The organism is Embleya scabrispora DSM 41855 (assembly GCF_000372745.1).
GTDB lineage: Bacteria > Actinomycetota > Actinomycetes > Streptomycetales > Streptomycetaceae > Embleya > Embleya scabrispora.
Window position 1 is genome coordinate 79032 of sequence record NZ_KB889697.1, and the last position, 25304, is coordinate 104335.

General features: G+C 69.9%; 17 protein-coding genes and 1 tRNA gene. 10 read left to right on the forward strand and 8 right to left on the reverse strand.

Annotated elements, in window-relative coordinates:
* Positions 1-203: 203 nt before the first annotated feature.
* Positions 204-851 (reverse strand): hemerythrin domain-containing protein, encoded by a 648-nt coding sequence (locus tag A3IC_RS63155; RefSeq protein ID WP_020555225.1) that lies wholly within the window; start codon positions 849-851, stop codon positions 204-206.
* An 827-nt stretch (positions 852-1678) separates the two neighbouring features.
* On the opposite strand from A3IC_RS63155, the gene A3IC_RS0137535 reads away from it, so the two are divergent.
* Positions 1679-1873 (forward strand): hypothetical protein, encoded by a 195-nt coding sequence (locus tag A3IC_RS0137535; protein ID WP_158696244.1) that lies wholly within the window; start codon positions 1679-1681, stop codon positions 1871-1873.
* 570 nt (positions 1874-2443) lie between these two features.
* On the opposite strand, the gene A3IC_RS0137545 is transcribed toward A3IC_RS0137535, so the two are convergent.
* Positions 2444-3145, reverse strand: a complete 702-nt coding sequence (locus A3IC_RS0137545) for a substrate-binding domain-containing protein (RefSeq protein WP_020555228.1) — start codon at positions 3143-3145, stop codon at positions 2444-2446.
* Between the two features lie 74 nt (positions 3146-3219).
* On the opposite strand from A3IC_RS0137545, the gene A3IC_RS0137550 reads away from it, so the two are divergent.
* The 8 genes from A3IC_RS0137550 to A3IC_RS0137585 all read left to right on the forward strand — a co-directional run bounded on the left by A3IC_RS0137550 (position 3220) and on the right by A3IC_RS0137585 (position 11361).
* Positions 3220-3987, forward strand: a complete 768-nt coding sequence (locus tag A3IC_RS0137550) for an IclR family transcriptional regulator (RefSeq protein WP_020555229.1) — start codon at positions 3220-3222, stop codon at positions 3985-3987.
* Positions 3988-4083: 96 nt separating this feature from the next.
* Positions 4084-5295, forward strand: coding sequence for a 4-hydroxybenzoate 3-monooxygenase (locus A3IC_RS0137555; protein ID WP_020555230.1), 1212 nt, complete (start codon positions 4084-4086; stop codon positions 5293-5295).
* A gap of 27 nt (positions 5296-5322) precedes the next feature.
* Positions 5323-6348 (forward strand): amidohydrolase family protein, encoded by a 1026-nt coding sequence (locus tag A3IC_RS0137560; protein WP_020555231.1) that lies wholly within the window; start codon positions 5323-5325, stop codon positions 6346-6348.
* Positions 6349-6365: 17 nt separating this feature from the next.
* Positions 6366-7055: a 4-carboxy-4-hydroxy-2-oxoadipate aldolase/oxaloacetate decarboxylase gene (gene ligK, locus A3IC_RS0137565; protein WP_020555232.1), complete on the forward strand. Its 690-nt coding sequence runs from the start codon at positions 6366-6368 to the stop codon at positions 7053-7055.
* A gap of 2 nt (positions 7056-7057) precedes the next feature.
* Positions 7058-7978 carry an amidohydrolase family protein gene (locus A3IC_RS0137570; protein ID WP_020555233.1) on the forward strand — a complete coding sequence of 307 codons (921 nt, stop codon included), beginning with the start codon at positions 7058-7060 and terminating at the stop codon, positions 7976-7978.
* A 26-nt stretch (positions 7979-8004) separates the two neighbouring features.
* Positions 8005-9357, forward strand: a complete 1353-nt coding sequence (gene ligA, locus A3IC_RS63160; protein ID WP_052174000.1) for a protocatechuate 4,5-dioxygenase subunit alpha — start codon at positions 8005-8007, stop codon at positions 9355-9357.
* Between the two features lies 1 nt (position 9358).
* Positions 9359-10333, forward strand: a complete 975-nt coding sequence (locus tag A3IC_RS0137580; protein WP_020555235.1) for a Gfo/Idh/MocA family oxidoreductase — start codon at positions 9359-9361, stop codon at positions 10331-10333.
* Positions 10330-11361 (forward strand): aldo/keto reductase, encoded by a 1032-nt coding sequence (locus A3IC_RS0137585; RefSeq protein WP_020555236.1) that lies wholly within the window; start codon positions 10330-10332, stop codon positions 11359-11361. Before A3IC_RS0137580 ends, A3IC_RS0137585 begins: the two co-directional genes overlap by 4 nt.
* A 305-nt stretch (positions 11362-11666) precedes the next feature.
* On the opposite strand, the gene drmB is transcribed toward A3IC_RS0137585, so the two are convergent.
* Genes drmB through A3IC_RS73185 form a run of 5 tightly spaced genes read right to left on the reverse strand, consistent with a single transcriptional unit; the run spans position 11667 to position 23503 of the window.
* Positions 11667-13514 (reverse strand): DUF1998 domain-containing protein, encoded by a 1848-nt coding sequence (gene drmB / locus A3IC_RS0137590; protein WP_020555237.1) that lies wholly within the window; start codon positions 13512-13514, stop codon positions 11667-11669.
* Positions 13511-16741, reverse strand: a complete 3231-nt coding sequence (locus tag A3IC_RS0137595; RefSeq protein ID WP_020555238.1) for a helicase-related protein — start codon at positions 16739-16741, stop codon at positions 13511-13513. Before A3IC_RS0137595 ends, drmB begins: the two co-directional genes overlap by 4 nt.
* Complete coding sequence (locus A3IC_RS0137600; RefSeq protein ID WP_020555239.1) at positions 16738-18657, reverse strand: UvrD-helicase domain-containing protein; 1920 nt, start codon at positions 18655-18657, stop codon at positions 16738-16740. The genes A3IC_RS0137595 and A3IC_RS0137600 overlap by 4 nt, the downstream gene beginning before the upstream one ends.
* Complete coding sequence (locus tag A3IC_RS73180) at positions 18654-21110, reverse strand: DEAD/DEAH box helicase (protein ID WP_321184113.1); 2457 nt, start codon at positions 21108-21110, stop codon at positions 18654-18656. The genes A3IC_RS0137600 and A3IC_RS73180 overlap by 4 nt, the downstream gene beginning before the upstream one ends.
* Positions 20993-23503 (reverse strand): sacsin N-terminal ATP-binding-like domain-containing protein, encoded by a 2511-nt coding sequence (locus A3IC_RS73185; RefSeq protein WP_321184115.1) that lies wholly within the window; start codon positions 23501-23503, stop codon positions 20993-20995. The genes A3IC_RS73180 and A3IC_RS73185 overlap by 118 nt, the downstream gene beginning before the upstream one ends.
* 749 nt (positions 23504-24252) lie before the next feature.
* On the opposite strand from A3IC_RS73185, the gene A3IC_RS0137610 reads away from it, so the two are divergent.
* Complete coding sequence (locus A3IC_RS0137610) at positions 24253-24471, forward strand: hypothetical protein (protein WP_020555240.1); 219 nt, start codon at positions 24253-24255, stop codon at positions 24469-24471.
* Between the two features lie 741 nt (positions 24472-25212).
* Here the strand turns inward: A3IC_RS0137610 and A3IC_RS0137615 are convergent.
* Positions 25213-25296: transfer RNA gene (locus tag A3IC_RS0137615), tRNA-Leu, on the reverse strand.
* Positions 25297-25304: the final 8 nt, after the last annotated feature.

A 25304-nucleotide genomic window follows, 5' to 3' on the forward strand; every position in this document is an offset into this window, starting at 1 on the left:
GGGGTGAGCCGGCCCGGGTGGGGCGGACCGGTCGAGGCGCGGACGGGACCGGATCGGGGCGGGCAGGCGGCGGGAAGCGCGTTGCGGGCAGGGCTGCGGCGGTGCGTGGCGGGTCCGACGTTGGGCGGTGGCCGGGCACACCGCGTGGGGTGGCCGGGTCGGGGCGTGGGGGACGGTGGGGCGCCTCGCGTGCGGCGGACGGATCACGCCGTGCGCGGGTCCGGGAACAGGCCCGGAATCGGTTCGGCGCAGCCGCCGGAGACGCCGGTGATCCCGTCCAGGAGCCAGGTGATCGCGTCGGTGGGCGCACGGTCGCCCGGCGCCCCGACGTCGAACACCTCGGCGGCGTCGATCGCCGCGAGCGAGGCGCCGAGGGTGCCGATGTGCGCGCCCGCCGCGACCACCGCGGCCAGTTCGGGCAGTACCTGCACCTCCTCCACTCGCAGATGCGCGTCGACCGTCTCCGCCACCGACTCGACCGCGGCGGCCACCATCCACGCACGCTCCGAGTCCCCCGCCAGGCTGCCGATCATCGCGGTGACCACGGTCAGGTCGTGGTCGATCCGGTGGTGATCGGCCTCCAGTCGGTTGAGCAGCAACCGCAGTTCCGGCCGGGCCACCCGCAGCACCGGCCACAGGCACGCGTCCTCGTATTCGTGATGGGCCATCAGGATCCGGGCCAGCAGCCGCCACTGGGCCGACACATCGGCAACGGCCGGCCCCCCGTCGGCCTGCACGGCACGAATCCGCCCCGACATCGGCGCGAGGTCGCGGCGCAGCGCGGTGTGCACGAGCCGGATCCCGGTGAAGCGCAGGAGCGGGGAGAGGGCGGCGTTGGGCACGGCGGGCATGGGGCGGTTCCTTTTGCGGACGGTGCCGGCGCGAGCGTCCGGCCGGCACGTGAGGTGCGGCCGAGGCCGCGTGGACGCGCCAGTGTTACGCGCGTCGATCAACGTCCGATGCCCATTCGATCAACGTCGGCTCGCACGGGGTGGGAGGCGCGGGAAGCGCGGAGGGCACACGAGGTACGGGGGTAGTCGCCAAAACGAGGTCGTGTGCCCACGCGGCGAGGCTCGCGCATCCGGGCATCAAGGCGGCAGCATGCGAACCGCCGACCGCAGCGCACGGCCCGGCGGTCCACGCCATGTCTCCATCGACGTCAATAGGGCAGCGGGCGCCCGGACGGTGTGCGCAAATCCGCCGGCGGCTGCGGCCGCGGGGAAACGGGGCGTTTGACGATCCTGATCCGCGTCATGGCCACGTCCTCCTGGTCGTCCCGGTGTCCGGCGCAGTGGCCGTGGTGCGCGCGACGCGCACTATCTGCTCCTTCGATACCCATCCGGAGCGCTCGAACCCTCACCCGAAGACGAACAACCCCTACTTTCCCCTTCTCACACCCCCGATTTACCCCACCTATCACCCGAATCGACCCCGGACGACGAGAAATCGAACGCATCGGCGACCCCGGAAGGCACCGAAACCTCGTCCCGGCATTTTCCGACAGCACCAACTCGGTTACGGACGACCGCACTTCCCATGTGCCGCCCCTCCGTCGTCCACCGGCTCCGGGGCTTCGCCGGCATCACCACCTCCCCAGCGCGGCGGCGACCCGGGCAAAGGGGTACCGCCGCCGGCAGACTCGACGCCGGTGTCGGTCGACGCAGTCGTGGAGGCAACGATGAACGAGGTACAGGCCCGCTGGGCCATCCAACGTTGGCAGGACACCGTCGGCGACCACGTGGACGTCCGCCTGATCCCGGCCGTGGCCGACCCCTCCGCTCCCGACGGCGAGTGGCGCATCCACCTCCCGGGCGACCCCGCGACCCGTACGGACGTCACGGAAGAGGTCCTCAGGGCGATCACGCCCGACTGAGGGCCGGGCGCGGCCGGAGGCCGGGACAGCCGGAGCCGGGCCCCGGGAGGCGAGGACATGGCGCACGCAGGGTCGGCCCGTACCAAGTCGACGATCGGCCGTTCCTGCCGGCGACCGCGGTCGAGCACGCCGGCCGAGGCACCTGGCCGGGTCATCGACCACGGCGCGGTCCGTCGGGACAACTCCCGTGACCTGGGCCCGAGTTCATATGCATCAGCCCGCCGATCCGATCGAGCGAGTCCCGCTCGGCCGAGCCGACCCCGCCCTCCGTCGCGGCGATCGGCGTTGCCCGGGTGAGCAGCGGTTCCCGTCCGTACGGCTGGAGTTGCCCGCCGAGCGACACCGGCCCGGGAGGCAACTCGAAGCCGGCACCCGCGAGATCCGCAGCCGCCCGCGCCACCGAGTGGTCCGTCACCCCGGCCTCGACAGCCGCGGCGGCGGCCACCGTGCGCGCCGCCGTGGACGGCTAACCGAAACCCGCGGCACGCTCACCGCGAGCGCCCGCATCCCCTGTCCCGACAGCTCGGAGATCCGCGCACTCGTCGCACCTGCGACACCATGCCGCCGCGGTCAGTCCTGCGTCCCGAAAGCCCGCATACCCTTGGCCCGGGCGACTTCCGACGCTGTGTCGGAGCCGAGGATGTCGAGGACTTCGCGGGCGCGGTGTGGCGCGTTCGAAGAAGCCAGTACCGCACCGCCGAATGTCGAGCTGATCGCGGTCTCGCCGGGCAGCGGGCCGATGACGACCACGCCTGGCAGGTCCATCAGTTCGCTGTGCTGTTGAAGCGCCAGGTCGGCTTCACCGGACGCGAGGAGGCTGCCGACGGGTACTCCCGGCGGGGCTTGGACAAGCCGGCCCCGGAGCGTGTCGGCGAGCTGTAGCCGGGTGATCAGTTCGATCAGGGCCGTACCGCTGGGGCCGGTGGAGTAGGCGATGCGCCCGGCGGCCAGGAGGGCGGCTCGCAGATCGGACTCCGAGCCGAAGGCCGGAACCGGTGACCCGGCCGGCACCGCGGCGACGACTTGGGACGTCCAAAGCGGGCGGACCGTGCCGCCGAGGAGATGTCCTTCGCTCGCCAGCTCGGCCAGTGCGTCGTCGGCGAGCACGAGCACGTCGGCCTCGGTGCCTTCGCGTACCCGGCGCGCGATCTCGACCCCTCCGGCGGAATCGAAGCGCACCGGCATCCCGTGCACGACTCGGATGTCCTCGGCCAGCTCGGCCAGAATCAGCCGCGTCGCCATCGAGGACAGCCCACGGATCCGTCCGTCCACATCGCCTCCTTGCGTCGGCCCGATGGTAGGGCGCGCATCAGGGCCGCTCAACGCCGGTCTGCGAGACTGACGAGGTGAGCACACCCCGGAGCACCGCGGCTGGAAAGGTCCTCAGAGTCCTCTCGGTATTCGACCGCGAGCACCAGGCCCACACGCTGTCGGAGATCGCTCAGCGCGCGGGCCTGCCGTTGAGCACCACGCACCGGGTGGTCGCGGAACTGGCGGGGTGGGGTGCGATCGAGCGCGGGGAGAACGGGTCGTGGCATGTCGGGCTGCGGTTGTGGGAGATCGCCTCGGGTTGCCCCCGCACCCAGATCCTGCGCGATGTGGCGCTGCCGTTCATGCAGGACCTCTACGAGGCGACGCACGAGAACATCCAGCTCGCGGTGCGCGAAGGCACCGAGCTGGTCTTCGTCGAGCGGATCGCCGGGCATCGCTCGGTGGAACTGCTGACGACGGTCGGGACGCGGTTTCCCATCGGCTCAACCGGGATGGGCCGCGTGCTGTTGGCGCACGCGACCCGGGACATCCAGGAGGCGGTCCTCGAATCGCCGCTCCAGGCGTGGACCCCGCACACGGTCACCGATCCGGACATGCTGCGGGCACAGTTGGAGCGCATCCGCCGCGAGCAGGTCTTCGTCAGCGACCGGCAGCTCTCGGAAACCACGGTCGCGGTGGCCGCGCCGGTGCGAGTCGGCCGGACCGGGCCGGTGAGCGCCGCGTTGGGGATCATCGTCGCCGCACGTGGTGCAGGCCGTGCGCGCGGGCTGCGCGAGCCGGTCCTGCGGGCCGCCTTCGGTATCTCGGCGGAGCTCGGCAGACGGGCCCGCACGACTGGCTGACCGGACTTCCGCCTGACGGAAACACTGCTGACCGAGGACGGTCCCGCCTGCCAGCGTTCGGGGTGCTTGCAACGTTCGCAGTCCCCGGGAGATGCCATGGCCGATGCCACCGTCGACACCGTCACGACGGTTCCAGTAGCCATCGTCGGGGCCGGTCCGGCCGGTTTGATGCTGGCGCACCGTCTCGGGCGGGCGGGGGTCGAGACGATCGCGCTCGACACACGCACCCGGCACGAGATCGAGACCACGCAGCGGGCCGGCATCCTCGAAGCCGATGTCGCCCGGGACCTGGTCGAGACCGGCGTATCCGACCGAATCCTGCGCGACGGCCATGAGCACGAGGGCGTCGAACTCCGGTTCGGCGGCCGGGCGCACCGCATCGACTTCAAGGACCTGGTGGGCGAGTCGGTGTGGCTCTACCCGCAGACCGACGTGTTCGTCGACCTGGCCGATGCGCGGGAGCGCGACGGGGGCACGGTCCATTTCGGCATCAAGGACACCGAGGTCCTCGACATCACCACGGGCAGCCCCCGGGTCCGCTACACCGCGCCCGACGGGACCCGCCACGAGATCCGGGCGCGGTACGTGGTCGGCGCTGACGGGTCACGCAGCATGTGCCGCGGCCTGGTGCCCGAGGACCGGCGGGTGCGCTTCACCAAGGAGTATCCGTTCGCCTGGTTCGGCATCCTCACCGAGGCGCCGATGAGCGCGCCCGAACTGATCTACGCCCACTCCGAGCACGGCTTCGCGTTGATCAGCCGGCGCAGCGAGACCGTGCAGCGGATGTACTTCCAGTGCGACCCGGACGAGTCCGTCGACGCGTGGCCGGACGACCGCGTCTGGGAGACGTTCCAGGCCCGGGTGGCCGGCGAGGACGGCTTCCGACTCCGGGAGGGGCCGATCATCGAGAAGACCGTGCTGAAGTTCCGCTCGTTCGTGCAGGAGCCGATGCGCTGGGGCTCGATGGCCCTCGCCGGCGATGCCGCGCACACCGTGCCGCCGACCGGTGCCCGCGGACTCAACCTCGCGCTGCACGACGTGAAGGTGCTGGCCGAGGTCCTGGCGCGGGCTCTCGGCAGCGACGGCGACGCCGCGTTGGACGACTACCAGCCGCGCGCCCTGCGGCGGGTGTGGCGGGCCCAGAACTTCTCGTACTGGATCACCCAACTGCTCCACACCGCGCCGGGCAGCGAGCCGTTCGACCTGCAGCGCCAACTCGGGGAGCTCGACAACGTGGTGGGCACGCGGGCCGGCCGCACCTACCTCGCCGAGCAGTACACCGGCTGGCCGACCCGCGCCCGAGCCTGACGCCCGCCGACCACCAGGAGACAACGCATGATCATCGACTGCCACGGGCACTTCACCACCGCGCCGCCGCAGCTGGCCGAATGGCGGGAGCGGCAGGTGGCGGCGGTCGGCGACCCGCGCAACGCGCCCGACCCCGACGACTTGGTCATCACCGACGACGACCTGCGCCAGGCGGTCGAGACCAACCAGCTGCGGCTCATGGACGAGCGCGGCAGCGACCTGACGATCTTCTCGCCGCGGGCCAGCTTCATGGCGCACCACATCGGCGACTTCGAGGTGTCCTCGGTCTGGGCGCGGATCTGCAACGACCTGGTCCACCGCGTGAGCACCCTGTACCCCGACCGGTTCGCGACGGGCGTGATGCTGCCGCAGTCGCCGGGCGTCGATCCCGCGACGTGCCTGCCCGAGCTGCGCCGGGCGGTCGAGGAACTCGGCGCGGTGACGGTCAACATCAACCCCGACCCGTCCGGCGGCAAGTGGACCGCTCCGCCGCTGACCGACCGCGGCTGGTATCCGCTCTACGAGGCGATGGCCGAGTACGACATCCCCGCGATGATCCACGTGAGCACGTCGTGCAACCCGGCGTTCCACACCACCGGCGCCCACTACCTCAACGCCGACACCACGGCGTTCATGCAGCTGATCCAGGGCGACCTGTTCGCGGACTTCCCCACGCTGCGGTTCGTGATCCCGCACGGCGGCGGCGCGGTGCCCTACCACTGGGGCCGGTTTCGCGGCCTGGCGATGGCACTGGGCAGGCCGGACCCCGAGACGCTGCTGGACAACGTCTTCTTCGACACCTGCGTCTACCACCAGCCGGGCATCGACCTGCTCACCAGGGTGATCCCCGGCCGGTCGGTGCTCTTCGCCAGCGAAATGATCGGCGCTGTCCGCGACATCGACCCGGACACCGGCCACCACTTCGACGACACGAAGCGGTACGTCGAGGCCACCCCCAACCTCACCGACGAGGAGCGGTCCGCCGTCTACTCCGGCAACGCCCTGCGCGTCTACCCCCGCCTCGCCGCCCGCCTCGCCGCGGCCGGCCGCTGATCCCAGGAGAAGAACACATGCAGCACACCGAGATCGGCGTCGTGCACACGGCGATCACCCGCGCCGACCCCGAGGCCGTCGCCGCGCTGTCGGCGTTCGGCGTGGCGACGATCCACGAGGCCATGGGCCGGGTGGGGTTGATGCGCCCCTACCTGCGCGGGGTCTACCCGAAGGCCCGCCTGTGCGGAACCGCGGTGACCGTGCTGCTGCAGCCCGGCGACAACTGGATGCTGCACGTCGCCGCCGAGCAGATCCGCGAGGGCGACGTCGTGGTGGCGGCGTGCACGACCGAGAGCGAGGACGGCTTCTTCGGTGAGCTGCTCGCCACCTCGTTCCGCGCCCGGGGAGCCGCGGGCCTGGTCATCGACGGCGGTGTGCGTGACGTGGCCGACCTGGAGGACATGGACTTCCCGGTCTTCTCGCGCGCGGTCAACGCCAAGGGCACCGTCAAGGCCACGCTCGGTTCGGTCAACGTGCCGGTGGTCTGCGCCAACGCGCTGGTCCGGCCCGGCGACGTCGTCGTGGCGGACATCGACGGTGTCGTCGTGGTGCCGCGCGAGCGCGCCGCCGAGGTCGCGCAGGCGTCGGCCAGGCGCGAGGCCAACGAGGAGGACAAGCGCGCGCGGTTCCGCGCGGGCGAACTCGGCCTGGACATGTACGACATGCGCGGCCCGCTGGCCGAGCTCGGCCTGCGCTACGAGGACTGACCATGACGAAGACCTTCGAGAAGACCCCCGGCTGGCTGGACTGGTACGCCGGTCCCGGTCGGCCGCGGTACCGGCTGCCCGAGGGCGCCGTCGACGCGCACTGCCACGTCTTCGGCCCGGGAGCGGAGTTCCCGTACGCTCCCGAACGCAAGTACACCCCCTGCGACGCCTCCAAGAAGCAGCTCTTCGCGCTGCGCGACCATCTGGGCTTCACCCGCAACGTCGTGGTCCAGGCCACCTGCCACGGCCTCGACAACAGCGCGATGGTCGACGCGTTGCGGGCGTCGGGGGGCCTGGCCCGGGGCGTCGCGACGGTGCGGCCCGGGGTCTCGGATGCGGAGCTGCGGGAGCTGCACGGGGCCGGCGTCCGCGGCGTGCGGTTCAACTTCGTCAAGCGGCTGGTCGACGCGGCACCGCGGCAGGACCTGTGGGACGTCGTCGAGCGGATCCAGCCGTACGGCTGGCACGTCGTCATCTATTTCGAGGCGGCGGACCTGGCCGACCTGCGCGACTTCTTCCTCGAGATCCCGGTGCCGCTGGTCATCGACCACATGGGCCGGCCCGACGTCACCAAGGACCCGCACGGCCCGGAGTTCGAGGCGTTCTTGGACTTCATCCGGGCGAGGCCCGACATCTGGTGCAAGGTCACCTGCCCGGAGCGGCTGTCGGTGAGCGGGCCCCCGGCCCTCGACGGGGAGCAAAACGCCTACCGCGACGTCGTCCCGTTCGCCCGGCGCGTGGTGGAGGAGTTCCCCGACCGGGTGTTGTGGGGCACCGACTGGCCGCACCCGAACCTCACCGGCCACATGCCCGACGACGGCCTGCTGGTCGACTTCATCCCGCATGTCGCGGCGACGCCGGAGCTCCGGCACAAGCTCCTCGTCGCCAATCCGATGCGCCTGTATTGGCCGGACGCCGAGTGACCCGAACGGACGACAGGAACCCGACGATGTCGCTGGACAAGACCTACAAGCTGGTCCCGGGGACCACCATCTTCGACGCGGAGCAGTCCGCCAAGGGCTATCACCTCAACCAGTTCTGCATGTCGCTGATGAAGTCGGAGAACCGCGCTCGATTCCTCGCCGACGAGCGCGGTTACCTCGACGAGTGGCCGCTGCGGGAGGAGCAGAAGCAGGCGCTGCTCGGCCGCGACCTCAACGCCGCGATACGCGAGGGCGGGAACATCTACTTCCTCGCCAAGTGGGGCGCGGCGCTGGGGCTGTCGTTCCAGCAGATGGCCGGCTCGATGACCGGCATGACCGAGGAGCAATACCGCGACATGATGGTCGGCGGCGGGCGCTCGGTCGAGGGCAATCGGCTCGACCACGCCGTCCTCGAAGCCGCGCACGCCGATCCGGCATCGCCGACCGAACACGCGAGGATCACCAGCGCGGTCTTCACCTCACACGTGCCGGCGATCGGCGCGGCGTGGGACCATCTCAAGACCGACGAGCCCTACTGGCAACCGGTCTTCGAGGGCTACGAGTTCGCCAAGCAGTGGGAGCGGGAGAACGTCCCCGACGTGGTCTTCCTGGTCTACAACGACCACGCCACCGCGTTCGACGCGTCGATCATCCCGACCTTCGTGCTCGGCACCGGTGCGGCCTACCCCACCGCCGACGAGGGCTACGGGCCCCGGCCGGTTCCGGGCATCGAAGGCGACCCCGACCTGGCCGCACACATCGCGCATTCGCTCATCACGGACGACTTCGACCTCACCCTCGTCAACGAGATGGTCGTCGACCACGGCCTGACCGTCCCGCTGTCGCTGATGTTCGGGAACGTCGAGAAGTGGCCGTGCAAGGTGATCCCCTTCCACGTCAACGTCGTGCAGTACCCGGTGCCTTCGGGCGCCCGGTGCTTCCGGCTCGGCCAGTCGCTGCGCAAGGCGATCGAGTCCTACGACAAGCCGTTGAACGTCCAGGTCTGGGGTACCGGTGGCATGAGCCACCAGCTCCAGGGCTCCCGCGCCGGCCTGATCAACCGCGAGTGGGACAACGCCTTTCTCGACCGGCTGATCGAGAACCCGGCCGCCCTGGCGCAGGTGCCGCACCTGGAGTACGTCCAGGAGGCGGGCTCGGAAGGCATCGAGCTGATCATGTGGCTGATCGCCCGCGGGGCGATGAGCGACGTCGACGGCTCAGGAGAGGTCGAGGTCAAGCACCGCTTCTACCATGTGCCGGCGTCCAACACCGCCGTCGGCCACCTCATCCTCGAGAACCACAGCCTCGAGAACCACAGCCTTGAGAACCACAGCCTCGAGAACCACCCGCGGGCCGAGGCGCCTGCGGCGAAGGAGTGACATGACCGACGACCAAACCGTCCGGATCGCCCTGGTCGGGGGCGGCGCCTTCGGTGCCAAGCACGCGGCCGCCCTCAAGCGGATCAAGGGCGTCGAGGTGGCCGCCGTCGCGAGCAGCAGCCTCGCAAGCGCCCGAACGTTCGCCGCGGAGCAGGGCGTGGGCCGCGGCGTCGCCGGCCTGGACGAGGTGCTGGCGATGGACGACGTCGACGCCGTCATCCTCGCCACCCCCACGCAGATGCACGCCGAGCAGACGATCGCCTGCCTGGAGGCGGGCAAGCACGTCCAGGTCGAGATCCCGTTGGCCGACTCGCTCGCCGACGCCGAGGCGTGCCTGGCGGCGCAGGAGCGCACCGGACTCGTCGCCATGGTCGGGCACACGCGGCGCTTCAACCCCAGCCACCAGTGGGTGCGGCAGCGGATCCGGGCCGGCGAGTACAACATCCAGCAGATGGACGTGCAGACCTACTTCTTCCGCCGCGAGAACCTCAACGCGCTGGGCCGGCCGCGGTCCTGGACCGACCACCTGCTGTGGCACCACGCCGCGCACACCGTCGACCTGTTCGCGTACCAAACCGGGTCGCCGATCGTGCGGGCCAACGCCATCCAGGGGCCGATCCACCCCGAGCTCGGCATCGCGATGGACATGTCGATCCAGCTGCGCGCGCAAAGCGGCGCGATCTGCACCCTGTCGCTGTCCTTCAACAACGACGGTCCGCTCGGCACGTTCTTCCGCTACATCGGCGACACCGGCACCTACCTCGCGCGGTACGACGACCTGGTCGACGGCAAGGACGAGCCGATCGACGTGAGCGCGGTCGACGTGTCGATGGACGGCATCGAGCTACAGGACCGCGAGTTCGTCGCCGCGATCCGCGAGGGCCGCGAGCCGAACTCGTCCATCGCCCAGGTCATGCCCTGCTACCGAACCCTGGCCGCCCTCGAAGAGCAGCTTGCCGCTGCCTCGAAGTCGTGACCGCAACACCCGCCGCGGGCCTCGGCCGCGCACCCCGCCGGATCGGTCCGTTCGAGGTCCCGGCGATCGGCCTGGGCTGCATGAACGTCAGCCACGCCTATGGCGTCCCCCCGACCCCGGCGAACGCCGAGCGCCTGCTGCGCACGGCGGTGGAGCGGGAGGGCGTCACGCTCTTCGACACGGCCGCCCTCTACGGCTTCGGCACCAACGAGGAGTTGGTCGGTCGGGCACTCGCCGGCCACCGGGACCGGATCGTACTGGCAAGCAAGTGCGGCATGACCGGTGTCGACGGCCGGCGCGTCATCGACGGCCGCCCTCGGACCATCCGGCGCACCGCCGACGAAGCGCTGACCCGGCTCAAGACCGACGTCATCGACCTGTACTACCTGCACCGCCTCGACCCGGGGGTTCCGATCGAGGACAGTGTCGGGGCGATGGCCGAGCTCGTCGAGTCCGGGAAGGTGCGCACGATCGGGCTGTCCGAGGTCTCGGCCGCGACGCTGCGCCGGGCGCACCGCGTACACCCGATCGCGGCGCTGCAGAACGAGTACAGCCTGTGGTCCCGCAACCCCGAGCAGGGGACGCTCGCCGCAACGGCGGAGCTCGGCGTCGCCCTCGTGGCCTTCAGTCCGCTGGCCCGCGGCTTCCTCACCAACGACGCGCCGGACCCCGCGACGCTGGTGGAGCAGGACATCCGGCGGAACATGCCGCGCTTCCACGAGGCGAACTATCCCGCGAACCTGCGTCTGCGCACTCGGCTCGAAAAGATCGCCCGTGACGCCGGCTGCACGCAGGCCCAACTCGCGCTTGCGTGGGTGCTGTCGCGTGGCGAGCACGTAATCGCCATCCCGGGCACTCGGTCCGTCGACCACCTGCACGAGAACATGTCGGTCCTCGACCTCGACCTGCCCGGCCAGGCCCTGCGTGCGGCAGGAGAGGTACTGAACGCCGCGACCGTACACGGCGCCCGCTACAACGAGGCCACCCTGCGGGAGATCGACACCGAACGATGCGGCAGCGCGGGCTGACTCGCGATCCGTCTTCGTCGCTCTGCGTCGAGCCCTCGTCGGCGACCGACTCATGCCGGTCCCGGGTGCCGGGTGCGGTCATCACCGCCGCGTGGCAGGCGTGGCCGTAGGCACCGACGCCGGCTCGTGCGCAGCCCGGCCGGGCACGCGGAGCCGGTGTCGGCGGCGCGCTCGTGGCCGACGGCGACGAAATCACAAACGGTGATGGCCGAAACTCGACCATCACCGTCTGCGGGTGTACCGCTTGTGTCCGAGGGGAGTTGACCCATACCCCCAACCACTCCACCTGAACGGATCCTTTGACGTCAGAACAGGCCGGGCACCACCCCGTCCGGCGTGCCGACGAGGGCGATCCGGTCGAGGAAGGCGTTGTTCGTCTCGCAACTGGTCTCGGGAAGCAGGACGCAGGCGTGGCAGGCCGCGAGGTTGAGGCTGTCGGCGCCGCTCGCCGCTGTCTCGGAGCAGAGGGGGTCGTTGGAGCACCACGAGGCGCGGAGCAGCGCGGACTCCAGCGAGGAGGCGAGGCGCTCAGGTTCACCCTGGGCGACGATGCCACCGAGACTTCCTGCGGAGTCGCTGGTCGCCGTATAGATGAGGAAGCCGGCCATCTCGTCGCCGATGTACAGGCGCTCGCGCAGGGACGCGGTCGGGTAGCCGCCGTCGAGGCTCCACTCGTTGATGAGCAGGTGCGCGAGCGTGTGCACCGCCAGGTGGCGGGGGGAGACCGGGGACGGCGGGACGGGCCGGTCGGAGTTGGCGTAGCGCTCCCGGAGTAGCGCCTCGTGGTTGAGTCGAACGCGCTCCGCGCGCTCCTGCGGCTGGGGTCGCCGCTCCCAGGCGGCGAGACGTTCCGGGTCGAGGCGGACGAAGACGCCCTCCCCGCTGACCTCGATGGCGGGCAGCCAGTCCGGCTTCCGGAGGGCGAGCGCGGCCCGGCGGGAACTGCTCGCGGGATCGCCGACGGCCGGCTCCTCGACCCGGGTGAAGGAGTGCAACGCGCGGATCTCACGGACCCGCTTGACCAGCATGACCTGTCCGATGCCGTCCGGCGTCCGGTCACCGCCGGGCCGCTCGCAGACGAAGTCCTGGAGCTCGTCCCGCCGGCCCTCCGGACGCTCACGTTGGAGGGTCCGGTACTCCTCCCGGTAGAGGAGATCGCGCGGCGACAGCGTGGCGTGCTCCTCGGTCGGCTGCTCCGCCTCCGCTTCACGGACCCGCAGTACGGCGGCGACCGCGTCGTCGACGGTCAGCCCCCGGTTCTTCTCCTCGAACTTCACCATCCTCAGGTAGGTGCGGATGTCGGCCTCGGCCCCGTCCTGGATGTTGCTCCAGTGGGGGCCGAGGGCCTTGAGCACGCCGTCGCTCCACGGTGGGATGGACAGGGCGGAGTGGACCACCGGGTACCACACGGTGAAGGAACCGCGCTGGAGGGTGCGTGGCGGCTCGCCGCACTGCTGGACGGGGGCGTCCTTGAGCCAGGGGCGACGTCCGGTGCACCGGATGCCGAGGTCGCGGAGCGCCTGGCTGCGGAAGGCTCCCTCCATGGACACCTCCTTGGTGCCGCAGGTACAGCCGATGACGACACCGCGGAGGGAGGCCGTGGAGCCTTCGGCGCGCAGGCGCAGCTTGCCGCCGCACCGGCCCCCCGAGCCGGCCTCGCCCGGCTCGTAGGAGGAGGAACGGTGGACCCACTTCCAGTACGGGAAGTCGTCGAGGTGGCCGTTGACGCAGGCCATCACGAATCGGGACGGGACGAGGTCCCGTTCACAGGCGCCGCAGACCGCCTTGTCCTTCGGCGCGTTGAATTTCGCGTAGTACTGCAGCTCCCGGCACTCCGGGCACGAGTACAACTGCGGGAACCGGACGGCCCGCACCCCGTCACGGGCGTCCTCCGGGTCGCCGGCGGGCGGCAGTTTGAACTCGTGGACACCCGTCACCCTGGTGAGGCGGGGCTCCCAGAGGCTCCGGGTCCGGCTGACGTCCCAGGTGTCGAGCCCGGCGATCACGAAGGACTCGTTGTCGACCGCGATCAGGGAGCCGACGCCGTAGGTGGTGACGGCCTGGGCGCGGCGGATCTCGCCGAGCTTGCGCAGGCGTGTGATCGGCGCGCCGAGTCGGACGGTTCCTCGCTTGCGAGGGGACGGCGGGGTCATCGCTTCTCCAGGAAGAAGCTCGAGGAGGCGTCCACGTCGCGCAGGCTCCACAGCGTGGGCCAGCCCGTGCGACCCTCCGGGAGGTCGTTGTCGAAGGTACTGAGGAGAGCGGTCCTGCCACTCCTGGCGTGGGCCTCGTAGAGCAGGTTCGGATCGACGGCTGCGGCCTCGCGCCACCAGTCGACGAACTCGTCGAAGGCGGCGGCGGTGGCCTCGTGTTCCTGGGGCGCAACGCTCCCGACCCGCTCCAGCAGCGCGGCGCGAACGGCGCCGTTGACCTCGTCGACGTAGTCCTCGATCCGGGCCGCCGCCGCATTGTCGCGCGCACCCGGGACCATCAACCGCGCCAGGGCCACGATCACGGCGTGCAGGCCGCGGTCGCGGGCACGCGCCGAGAAGGGCGTGACGCTGGTGGACTCGACCTCTCGGTAGAGGGCGGAGTGGAAGTGCTGGAAGCTCTCGTAGTGCGAACGGTCCCGGGAACGAGTCGAGTTGAGCATGACTGCAACCAGGCCCGGATGGCGTCGGCCGACCCGGCTGGTCGCCTGGATGTACTCGGCGGTGGTCTGCGGCTGGCCCATGACCGCCATCAGGCCGAGGCGGTCGACGTCGACTCCGACGGAGATCATGTTCGTGGCGAGCAGGACGTCGGTGGTGTCCGGGGACGGGAACCTGCGCTCGATGTCCTTGAGGCGCCTGGGGATGTCGCTCGCGCTGGCCCTGCTGCTCAGCTCCGTCACCGCCTCGGGGTGGCGGGGCTTTTCGATGCCGTCGCGGGCGGCGAGTTGCTCCATCCGATCCTGCACGTCATCGAAGACCTGGAGTTCGGCGGCGGACAACAGCCGCAGGCTGTTGAAGTAGCCGACGAGGGTCCAGTAGGCGTCCTTGACCTCGTCGTCGGCGTCGCCGAGCTGGACCTGGTGCAGCAGGGCGGCGTAGGTACGGATCAGCAGGGTGGACTGGCTGGTGCTGGAGGTCAACAAGCCGATGTACCGGCGGGTGGCCTTGTCCTCGCGGGAGGCCTCGACCGCGAACCAGGAGTCACGGGAGTCGAGTCCGGCCGGCGGGAACTGGCAGACCTCGCGGTTGAAGAGGTGCAGGCCCTGCTCGTCGGCGCGCCGGATGGTCGCCGTGGACGCGATCACCTTGGGCCGATTCGCCAGGATGTCCACCGCAGTCTCGTAGAGCCCGGTCAGGGTGCCGAGCGGGCCGGAAATGAGGTGGAGTTCGTCCTGAACGATCAGCTCCGGCGGCCTGGTCTCCTCCAGATCGCGGTTGAACAGCGCGGCCGTCCGATCCCGCCACGGCATGGAGGCGAACTTGTCGACGGTGGCGATGATCAGCGTCGGGTGTGCGGCATAGACGGAGTCGTCGACCAGGTGCACTGGGAGTCCGTCGCCGCGGTGGAACGCGCAGTCCGCGTCCGGGCAGTGGATGTACATGCGGTCGCGTTCCGGCGCGGCCTCGTAGTTAGAGGCGTCGAGGCGGCTGCCGCACCAGGGGCATGCCTGGAGCTGGACCGGGTTCTCCTTGTCGAGCGAACGTCCGCCGGTGCGTAAGGCATCCAGCTTCTCGCCGGCCGTCACCAGGTCATTCGGGGTCGCCGACTTCCCCACCCACATGCCGATGGAGATGCCCTCCCGTCCCAGCTCGTCCTCATTGCGGGAGCGGATCAGCTCCATGGCGCAGATCAGTGCGGTGGCGCGCTCGAACTGCTGGAGCGTCAGCAGTCGCAAGGTGTACCGCATCAGCACGGTGACACCGCCGCCGTGCACGGGGTCCTTGAGACGGCGCAGGAACGTGGTGAAGGCGATCAGGCCGAGGTATGCCTCGGTCTTGCCACCACCGGTGGGGAACCAGAGCAGGTCGGCGACATCGCGATCGGGATGATCGTCCTCGACGATGCCCTGCAGGCAGAGCAGCAGGAAGCAGATCTGGAAGGGTCGCCAGTACTCCTTGCCTTCATCCGGTCCGGCGGCGGGCTTGCCCGCCTTAACCCAGGACGTGCGGGCGCGCTGCTCGGCCATGGCGCGGGTGGCCAGCTGGAACGCCCGCATCGCGTGGGCGTGCGCGGGCTCGGAGAGCAGCGTGACGCCCACGCTCATGCGGGTGAGCGCCGTCTCGCACGCCTCGATCCGCTCCTGCGCGGCGGCCTCGTACTCGGTGCCGGCCAGGGTCTCCGCCTCGGCCTTGCGTTCGCCGATCCAGGCCCGGTAGCCGTCGAGGAGCGTGCCGAGCGCGTCCACCACCACCTTCGGGTCGGCGTCGCCGAGACTTCGCATGGAGAGCGCATCGACGGCGATGCCTCGGTTCGAGTCGGTCAGCAGCACCTCGTGAGTTGGCACGAACTCGGTTCGGACCTCTGCGACGGCGGCGCGCCCGGTGGTCGTGGCACCGATCGGCGGAGGCGTCCAGTCCCAGGCTGCCGCGCAACCGTGGCCGGTGGCGAAACCGGGGGCGTGCCGGTGGAGCAACCGGCTGAGCATCAACTCCCGGTCGTGGCTGCCGGAGGAGGCACGACGCTCGACGAAGGGCTCGGCGCCGGTCGTGAGTGCCCGGACCCGGAGGATGGACTGGTAGTAGCAGGCGGCGTCCTTCAGCGCCCGGGCGCCGAGCGTGCGGGTGTTGATCAGCGTGGCGGTGACGGTCACGGCGCCGTGCTCGCCTCTGGGACGTACCAGGACCCGGAGTTCCAGTCCCTCTGCGAGGGGCTGTCGGACCGTGGCCGGCGTCGTCACGTCCACCTCGACGTCGGCCAGGTCGAGCGGGATCCGGCGCCAGCGCTCGCGCTGTTCCCGGGTGCTGCGGGCCTCGACGCGCAAGGCCGCGACGGGGTTGCCCTCGGCGTCCTCGGGACGGTAGACGGCGGCCGTGGTCTGTAGCACGATCCGCTCCGCCACCGTGGGGTCCACGGCGAAGGTGAGCCCCATGGAGGAGGGCCGCCGAATGTTGGCGAGCGAGACGCCGCGCTCGACGGCGTCCTCCTCGCCGTCGCCGCCGCGGACGAGGGTGGGAGAGTCGTCTCCGTCGGCCTCGTGGCCGTCTCGGTTGCCGCGGGCAACCTCGGGCGTCTCCTGAGGGAAAAGCACGCCGACCGGATACATCGTCACCGGCGCGTCGTCCTTGAGGATCTCCTCCTCACCACCGACGGGACCGAGGAGGTCCAGACGGAGGGCGGCACCGAGCCGATCGCGCAGGGCGTAGTAGTCGTGGATGGAGGGGCTCATGAGGGAAGTCGCTCCGTGTTGGAGTCGTCGAACGGGTCGGTCCAGTCGAAGCGGCCAAGGCCGCTGAGGCGGGGCGCGAGCCAGACTCCCGAGCTGCCGAGACCGGCACGCTCGGTCGCGACATCGCTGCCCGCGACGGTTTCGACGCAGTCGATGTGAAGACCGGTGATCCGGCCGGGGACGTTGTACTCGGACCGACTGCCGTCGCGGCTGAGCATCAGGTGCAGGGCGCGACGGAATGTCTCCGACACCTCGCCGACGGGGCGATCGTCATGGAGGACCGCATACGGCGGCGTCTGGTCCTCGCCCTCGGGCAGGCGGTGGAGCAGGGACAGCTCGACGGCATCGCCGGAGTGGACCCCGTGGGCGAGGTGTTGCTGAATCTCGACGGGGTCGGCTGCGATACTTCGCACGCCCGGCGGGTGCGCGCGGCAGACGTCGGGGCCGAGTGCCTCGATGCCGTTGCGGGCCCACGATCGGCTGCCTCCGATGTACCAACGGTCCAGACGCCTGTCCTTGCGGACCAGCCAGGTGTTGGGCCGGTCGAGTCGGTAGAGGTCGTCGCGAGGCCGGGTCATGGCGACGTAGAGGAGGCAGGCTTCCGCAGCCGGGTCGTAGTCGGCCTTCTTCTTGGCCACGTCCTTCGGACGTCTCAGCTCCACCGGCTCCACGACCAGGACGCGATCGAACTCCAGGCCCTTGGCACGGTGCACCGACGAGACGACCAGCGACGCCCGTTCGGTAGCCGTGAGCTCGTCGGGGAGCCGTCCCTCCGCCACAGCCAGGCGCAGCGCAGCGGGCTCGACCCGGCCACGCCGCTTGCCGGTGACCCGCCGTACCGCTCGCGCGAGCATGGACGGATCCAGATCCGGCCGGGGGTCGAGGTCGGCGACCAGTTCGGCGAAGCGTTCCTCGGAGAGGTCCGCCGCATCGGTGGCGGCGAGTAGGCCGGCGATCCACGCGGGAGCGGGACGATCTCGGACGGAGCGCTGGAGCCGGTGGTCCACGCGGGCCGCGTGCAGGGTCTGGCTGACGGAGAGCGCCTGACCGTTGTCCCGGCACAGGATCGCGGTCGATCCGTCGAAGTACCGGAGCGAGTCCAGGACGAAGGCATCGTCCAGCGTGCCGAAGTGGGGAGCCTCGTCGAGCAGGAGTCGCAGCTCCCGGTAAATCTGCTCGGCCTGCGCCTCGGTCGGCTCCCACTCGGTGGCCGGCCGCTGCAACCGAGGGCCGTAAGGAAGGGCGACCCGGGCCTGCTCGGTGCGGGCTCGAAAGTTGTCGCCGAGGTGGATCTCGACCAGGTCCTCGGCGAACGAGCCACGGATCCAGTCGAAGAAGTAGTTCGTCTCCTGCGCCCGCTGGTCGGAGTCCGTGACCTGGAAGCCGTAGACGGCTTGGGCGCCGTCCCCGACCACGGTGAAGCCGCTCTGTTCCTGAAAGCGGTCGAGGAGCGCCTCGACCATCTCACGCCGCACCCCGACAAGGTCCTGGACCTCGTCGATCAGTACGTGGGCCGGGGCGCCGAACTCGCCCGCCTCGACCGCGCCCCTCTCGATGCCCTCGGTGGCGGCCCTGATGCGCTGGTCGAAGGTGGTCCCCGACCAGTCGCGGTCCGGATACGCCCGACGCAGCAGGGTGGCCGCCCATGAGTCGAAGGTCTGGGCGCGCACCCGACGGGCCGCGTCGGCTCGGCTCTCGACCTGCTCGCGCAGCTCGCGCACCGCGGCCCGGGAGAAGCTGAGGACGAGGATCTCGTGCGCCTCCAACTCCTCCCGTTCGACCAGCGCTTTCAGCCGGCAGACCAGGGTGTGCGTCTTGCCGGCGCCGGCGCCCGCCGTGACCAGGGTGCGGGTGTTCCACGGCTGGTCGACGACGGACCGCTGCGCCGGGGTGAGTGTGTGCTGCGGCTCGGTCACCTTTCCTCGTTCCACAGGTGGTCGAACCTGGTGAAGGCCAGCTCGCCCTGGTAGTTGATCACGTTGTCACGAACGTTGAGGATCAGGCAGGTCGACGTGCCATTGTTCTTCGGTCCTCGCAGACCGCGGCCGATCATCTGCTGATAGATGTTCGGACTGTAAGTGGGACGGGCGACGACGACCGCACGGGTGGCGGGGGCGTCGAAGCCCTGAGCGAGGACTCCGTAGTTGGTGAGCACCTTGATACGGCCCTTGCGGAAGTCCTCGATGCGCTTGCGGCGCTCGGGCACAGGCGTTGCCGAGTCGATGGCTGCAGCGCGGATCTGCCGGTCGTTCAGTTTGGCGGCCAGGAACTTGGCGTGTGCAACCGAGGTGGCGAAGACGAGGATCGGCCAGTCCGTCGGCAGGTTCTCGATCTCGTCGATGATGCGCAGGTTGCGGTCCTGGTCCTCGGCGAGGCGCTGCTCGGCACGCTTGGGCAGCACGCCGAACTTCTCCGAGCTGGAGACCTCGTCGGAACTCAGCCGAATCTCGGCCCCCAGGAGCTCGCGGTGCTTGACACGGGCCAGGACGCCGAGGTCTTGGAGTAGTCGGATGGCCTCGTTCTGGTCGCCGGCGAAGACGTCGAGGTCGAGGCGAGTGCCGAAGCGGCGCACCAAACGCAGGGTCAGGTCCTCGTTGTTGCGGTAGGGGGTGGCCGTCAGGCCTACCAGGTGGCGACGCGTCATCGGCGGGTTGACGCCAAGGTGCTCGAAGATTTCGCTGTAACGGGGGGAGGTGGCCCGGTGCGCCTCGTCGACGATGACCAGTGCGGCGTTCCGCAACCAGGCGTAGTCCTCGTGGCCGAGCACGCTCTGCAGTTTCGCGTCCGTGGCAACGACCAGGTGCGGCTCACCCGTCACCGGGGCGGCCTCGTTCGAGGACCAGAGGCGGCTGATGACCAGCGGCATCTCTGCCCCCACCTTGGACCAGACGAACCGCCAGCTCTGCACGGCCTGCTCGCACAGTTCCTCGCTCTCCGCGATCCACAGCACCGGCCCGGGAAGCTCGCCACGGTTTCGGATCCACCGAATCACGGCCTCGGAGGTGACGCGCGTCTTGCCGGCGCCGGTCGGGATGGACAGCATCCCGCGCTGCGGCACCGGGTTGTCCAGCAGCCGCTGGAGTGCCTGTGCCAGCTGTTCCTGGTATTCGTGCAGGGCGGGGAACTCGGATGGGCCCTCCACCTGGATGCGCGCCTCCAGCGGCGGCACCCGGGAGCCGGCGAACGAGTCGGGGAGCCCGAGGTCGGTGACGAACTTCAGTGCCTTGGCATCGCCGGTGAAGCTGCTCGGCGCGTTGCCGGGGAACGCGAGAGCCAGGTCCCGGCTGTGGATGCGGAGAATCTCCTCACCGTGGGAATTGAAGGCCAGTTCGGCGATTCGCCGGGCATCCGGCTGCTCACCGTCACGCTCGGCGACCTCACTGTCCAGAAGGCCCGGGGGCAGCTCGCTGCGCAGTTCCTCCTCGCCGATCAACAGGGCGATCTTGTCGATGACGCTCTCGGCCTCGGCGATCTGCCGTAGTCGAGCGCGGGTCTTCCGGTCCTGCTCCTGACGTGCCTGGAGGTCCAGCACGCTTTTGCAGCCCTGGGGGCCGAGTTGCCAACCGAACTCCCGGTCGGCGGCCGTCAGGACGTCGAATGGGGAGAGCGTGTCGAGCACCAGCAGGGTCGACCCGTTGCGGGCCGAGGACAGCGGCTTCAGCTCCACGCCACGCGGCGTGCGGATTTCCTGCTCCAGCTCACCGCAGCGCTGGACCTTCCGGTTCTCCACCGACTTGCCAAGGCGCTGACGCAGCGGAGAGAACTCGTCGACAAGCAGTGTCGGTCGGGTCGTCCCGGCCTTGCGGATCTGCTTGCTGATAACGTCCTCGACCTTGAGCATCCCCCACTGTTCGATCATCTGGGCCGCGGCCGCGGCATCGGCCCTGTCCGTGACCAGGAGGGCCGGGAGCTGCTCGCGGACGAGTTCGCCGAAGGCTGCCGCGGATGTTGCCACGACGATCTCCGTGTCGGGACGGACGCCCCAGGACTCACCCACGCGGCAGCGAGTCAGGATGCCCTCGGGGAACTCCATGCCGACACGCAGCATCAGGGCGTAGGCGTGACCGATGAAGGCGTCGTCCTCGCTGACCAGCACCCGGCTCAGCAGAGCGTGCCAACGCTTCGCCGGCACTTCCTCCGGGGTGGCCGGCATGCGCAGCTTTCGGGCCTTCGACTCGGAGATGTCGATGACGACGGGGAGCACCTGCGCGTACGCCTTGAGCTGCGGGCCGACCGCCTCGCGCACGGAGGTCAGACCCAGCGAGGTGCGCACCAGGCCGTGCCTGCCGAGCATCCAGCGCAGCGGGGAGGCCACTTCGGTACGGCCGTTGGCGGAGGCGCTGTAGGCACGGGTCCAGCTCTCGACCACACCGACGTCCGGGATCGCGGCGACGAACGCGGCGCGGCCCTCCTCTGAGAGGCGCGGCAGCAGGTCCAAGGGGCCGGCCGGTGGGGCCCCTCCAGGACGAGCCGGCTGATGTTCGTCCGCGGGGCGTCCGGGGCGAGCAGGCGCAGGTAGTGGTTGTGCACCGCCTGCCGGTACTCCTCGAACCAGGACTGCTGCTTCGGGTCGTGAGCGACGACGGGCCGGTCGACCAGGCCGAGATCGCGGAACATCGCGGTGTCCGCGCCGTGGAAGTCCATGTCCACGGCGATCGAGGCGTCCCTACTGCGGTCCCCGGGCACGACGACTCCCGGCAGCAGGCACGAGGCCATGGGTCGGAAGCGTCCGTCGACCGTGCGGACGTGAAGCACGGCACGAGCGTCCGGGTAGCGGCTGCGGATGCGGTCTACCTGGGCGTTGCCGCCCGCGCTGCGCAGCAGCATCCAGAACTGGGTCCACAGTTGCGGGGTGTAGCCTCCGAAACCCTGGTCGAGCACGCCCTGGAAGCGGCCGTGGGCATCGGCGATCCGGATGCCGACGGTGTGCAGGTGGCGCTGCATCTCCATCCGTTCGGAGATGGCCGTGTGCACGTAGACCATGTCGTCGCGGAGCTCGTCGGCACCGGTGCGGTGGAAGACCTTGCCTGCGACCGGGGCCACCATTCCGTGGGCGTCGGTCAGCACGATGCGGGCGCTGCGCGCGGCCTCCAGCGTCTCCTGATCGCCGTTGCGCTCCACCATCGCTGCGAGGATGCGGATCGCGTGAGCGGACGACTCGGCGGTGCCGTCCGAGACCAGTGCCTCCAGCCAGGTGCGGACGCCTTCCGGCGACTTCCTGGCCGCCGACAGGATGTGCTCCATCTTGCCGTGGCGCAGCGGGTTGGCATCGACCGAGGGGTGCACCCAGTCGCGCGGGCGACCAGGGTACTCGGCCCAGATGCGCAGCCATTCCGGCTGCAGCTTCTCGGGGTGGATGTGCAGGTCCCGGGGGACGCGGAGCACGCCGTCCTGGTCGGGCAGGGACGGCAGCTGCGCGGCGGCCTCCCAGACGTGGCGGATGAAGTACTCCTCCGCCCAGTTCACGGCTTCCCTGGAGCGGCCGGGCAGGAGCGGCAGGCAGGCGGCGGGATCCTCCTTGCGGGACAACCGGGGCAGGGAGGAGACCACCACACGGGCCGCGACCCGGAGCAGTTCACGGTTGAAGGCGCTGCCGTCGAGGAGGTTCTGCCGGTCCTCGTTGGTCTTCCACGCCGCGTTCAAATAACCCGTCACGGAGACCGGGTACTTGGTGGGGAAGTAGGACCAGAACTGGCCGCGCCCAAGGGGCACCGTCAGCAACCCGTCCTTCTCGACGTAGGCGGGAACCGCCCATGAGACATTGATGACGCTGCGGTCGTGCAGTTCGCCGGCGCTACCACGGGCCTCAGTGGTGGGCTCGTGGGCAACCGTGAAGACGTTCCACTCGCTCACCGTCTCCTTGATCCCCGTGCCGACCTCACGGATGACCCGCCGCTCACCGGAGACCTGCACCGTCAGCTTGCGGCGCTGGATGGGGAGCCGACGCCGGTCCTCCAGCAGCACTTCGCCGACGTGTGAGGAAAAGATCTGGAAGCCGGAAGGGAAGGCGTCGGTCTGGTGACCGTCGCTGTGCTTGAAGCCGGTGATGTCGTGCCCCAAGCGCTCGGCAGCCCCCGGCAGCAGGGGGAGTTTGACCACGGTGGTCGCCCAGGCCAGGAGCTCCCGCAGGACGTTGTCCTTGTCGAGCTCCTCCTCTCGGTCGAGGGGACGGGCCATCCGGAGCACCGGGGTGTCCATGTCGAGGGGCTGCTGGAGTCCAAGAGCCTCGGCGATCCGGTCCGTGGACCAGGCCCGGTCGAAGCCGAAGCATCCGCCGGCGCTGAAGAACTGGGGCGCGTCGGTCACCGACAGCACTGACTTCACGCCGACGCCGAAGCGGCCGATCTGGCCGCCGCGCTTGCGGGAGACACTCATACGCAGGATCGTGTCGGCGCCTTCCGGGGTGACCGGAGTGCCCTGGTTGGCGCAGTAGAGCGTGTCGTCGGTCAGCACCACGGCCAGGCGGCCGCCGGGTTCATTGGCGATCTCATCGGCGCCGTTTTGAACGAGTTCGAACAACTGACGCTCGCCGTATCCGCCCTGCGTGATCCGCAGCTCGCCGTTGGCGTGCTCCTGCACGAGGCCGGGATCCACGCGATAGGTCTCCAGGGTGCGGGTCGATTGCTCCAGTACCGTTTGAATCACCAAGGCATCCGAACCCCGCGACAACATCTGATCGCTCAAGATCCAACTGCTTCCTGCCCGGCATGACCCCGGGCCGAGTATCAAGATGAACATTGACGGAAAACAGAAGAGCTGCACACTTACCGGAGATGTGGAGCGTCGATCCCTCAAGGTCACCCGTGTCGACAACAGCCGGAGCCGGCCCTACTTTTCGGACGGCATGATGACAATCCTAACGAGGGGAGTATCGGGACGCCCCCATAACCCAAGCCCACGACCGTCGTTGGAACTGCGTCGTCCCGGACCGGTGGCGGCGAACCTCGCCGCGAAGGAGCGGATCCGTAGCGCCCGAACGCGAACTGCCTTACGCTCGGAGCCGACTCGTGACCGTCGTGCCCCGACGTCGAACTTCCTTCCGCCTGCGACGTATTGATCGAGTATCGCTGCCCGCGGGCAGCACTCCGCCGCCGTTCGCAAGCTGCAACATCGCCCTTCAGCCCTCACGCGTGATCCCGATTGCGCCGAGGAACGCTGAACGCGGATACGGGTCCATGGAGTTGCAGTCCTCTGGATTGACGACAGGATGTCGTCGTCGCCGGCGGCAAGCAGGGGCACGGCAGCCCCTACGGCACGGCGAAGTCGAACAACATCCATGGAACAGGGAAGAGAAGGTGCGCTGGTCTCGCGGCGAGGCTCATCCGCGTTGGGTGGCGCTCAGTCCAGTGCGCAGCCGAACAGGACACCCGATTTATGCAATTGCCGCACAAGGGTGCGCCGAAGGGAGCCCACAAATACCTCAACCGGCCTGCTGCCCACGAGATCCAACGGCAAGTCAGCCATACCGCTGGACGGCGAGGTCGACACCACCGGGGGCATGGTCTCTGCGCGTGCGCGTCGCCGTCCCGCAGCAGGACGACCCTTGGCGCCTCTCGTCGATCGCCTGCTTCGGCTCCGCGCCCGTCGCCTCGGACAGTCTCCCCGACGGCCCCGGCGACGGCACCGTCCCCACCGCGTCCGTCGACACCGTCACCCACCTCTTCGAGGACATCGACGCGGACCTGCGTCGGCTCCGCGATCGAGGTCGCGCGTCCGTGCCGATCGGGTGACACCGAACCATCCTCGCCGCGCGCCCACCGCGGCGCACGCCGGTGCCCCCTCCTTCCGAAGGAACCCGAGGGATTCGCACTCCTCAGCGAACCGGTCATCGAGAGGACCGACTCGTCGCGCTCCCCGTCAGCCTCCCGACCGAAGCAGGAATCCCGGCGGGACACATTCTTGCTACGCGGCGAGGCGGAAGCCTTGCTCGTAAGTCGAGCACGCCGTCGTGCGCCGGGTCGACTCATACAACGAGGCACGGCTGCTCTCCGCCGTTGGACAACACCTCAACATCGGGGTCGCACTCCGACGCCCGATGCGCGCACGCGTCGGCCACCATGTGGCCACCGCCGTGATCCTCAGGATCGCCAACCTGGCGATCCAGGACACCTGGCGGACAGAACGCCGGCGAACGCCCGCCCGACACCGACGACACGGACCGGACCTTCGTCGAGGCAGACGACCCAAGCACCCTCGAAGCCGGTCACACCTCCGACCATCGCCGGACGCCCGCCAGTAAGCGGCCGAACGGCCGGCCCCACATACGGACCGAGGGCCCCGGCCGCCCCAGGCCACGGGGCCCTTCGGCATGCCCATCTCACAAGGGCACACACCGCCAAACCCACCGGCCACCCGCCGACCCCACGCACCAGCACGAATACGCCCGGAGAAGCCGAAATCCCGCCCGACCTCAACGGTCGAAACGGGATCTCGTCAATTCAACTCGGGCCATCTCAAGAACGGCCCGTTTGTGTCCGAGGGGGGACTTGAACCCCCAAGCCCTTTCGGGCACTAGCACCTCAAGCTAGCGCGTCTGCCAATTCCGCCACCCGGACGAGTGGGC

What these genes read in the sequence shown, in the direction of transcription:
- A3IC_RS0137535 (WP_158696244.1), top strand. Translation starts at nt 1,679, where the DNA reads ATGAACGAGGTACAGGCCCGCTGGGCCATCCAACGTTGGCAGGACACC.
- A3IC_RS0137595 (WP_020555238.1), bottom strand. Translation starts at nt 16,741, where the DNA reads ATGAGCCCCTCCATCCACGACTACTACGCCCTGCGCGATCGGCTCGGT.
- A3IC_RS0137555 (WP_020555230.1), top strand. Translation starts at nt 4,084, where the DNA reads ATGGCCGATGCCACCGTCGACACCGTCACGACGGTTCCAGTAGCCATC.
- A3IC_RS0137570 (WP_020555233.1), top strand. Translation starts at nt 7,058, where the DNA reads ATGACGAAGACCTTCGAGAAGACCCCCGGCTGGCTGGACTGGTACGCC.
- drmB (WP_020555237.1), bottom strand. Translation starts at nt 13,514, where the DNA reads ATGACCCCGCCGTCCCCTCGCAAGCGAGGAACCGTCCGACTCGGCGCG.
- ligK (WP_020555232.1), top strand. Translation starts at nt 6,366, where the DNA reads ATGCAGCACACCGAGATCGGCGTCGTGCACACGGCGATCACCCGCGCC.
- A3IC_RS0137580 (WP_020555235.1), top strand. Translation starts at nt 9,359, where the DNA reads ATGACCGACGACCAAACCGTCCGGATCGCCCTGGTCGGGGGCGGCGCC.
- ligA (WP_052174000.1), top strand. Translation starts at nt 8,005, where the DNA reads ATGTCGCTGGACAAGACCTACAAGCTGGTCCCGGGGACCACCATCTTC.
- A3IC_RS63155 (WP_020555225.1), bottom strand. Translation starts at nt 851, where the DNA reads ATGCCCGCCGTGCCCAACGCCGCCCTCTCCCCGCTCCTGCGCTTCACC.
- A3IC_RS0137560 (WP_020555231.1), top strand. Translation starts at nt 5,323, where the DNA reads ATGATCATCGACTGCCACGGGCACTTCACCACCGCGCCGCCGCAGCTG.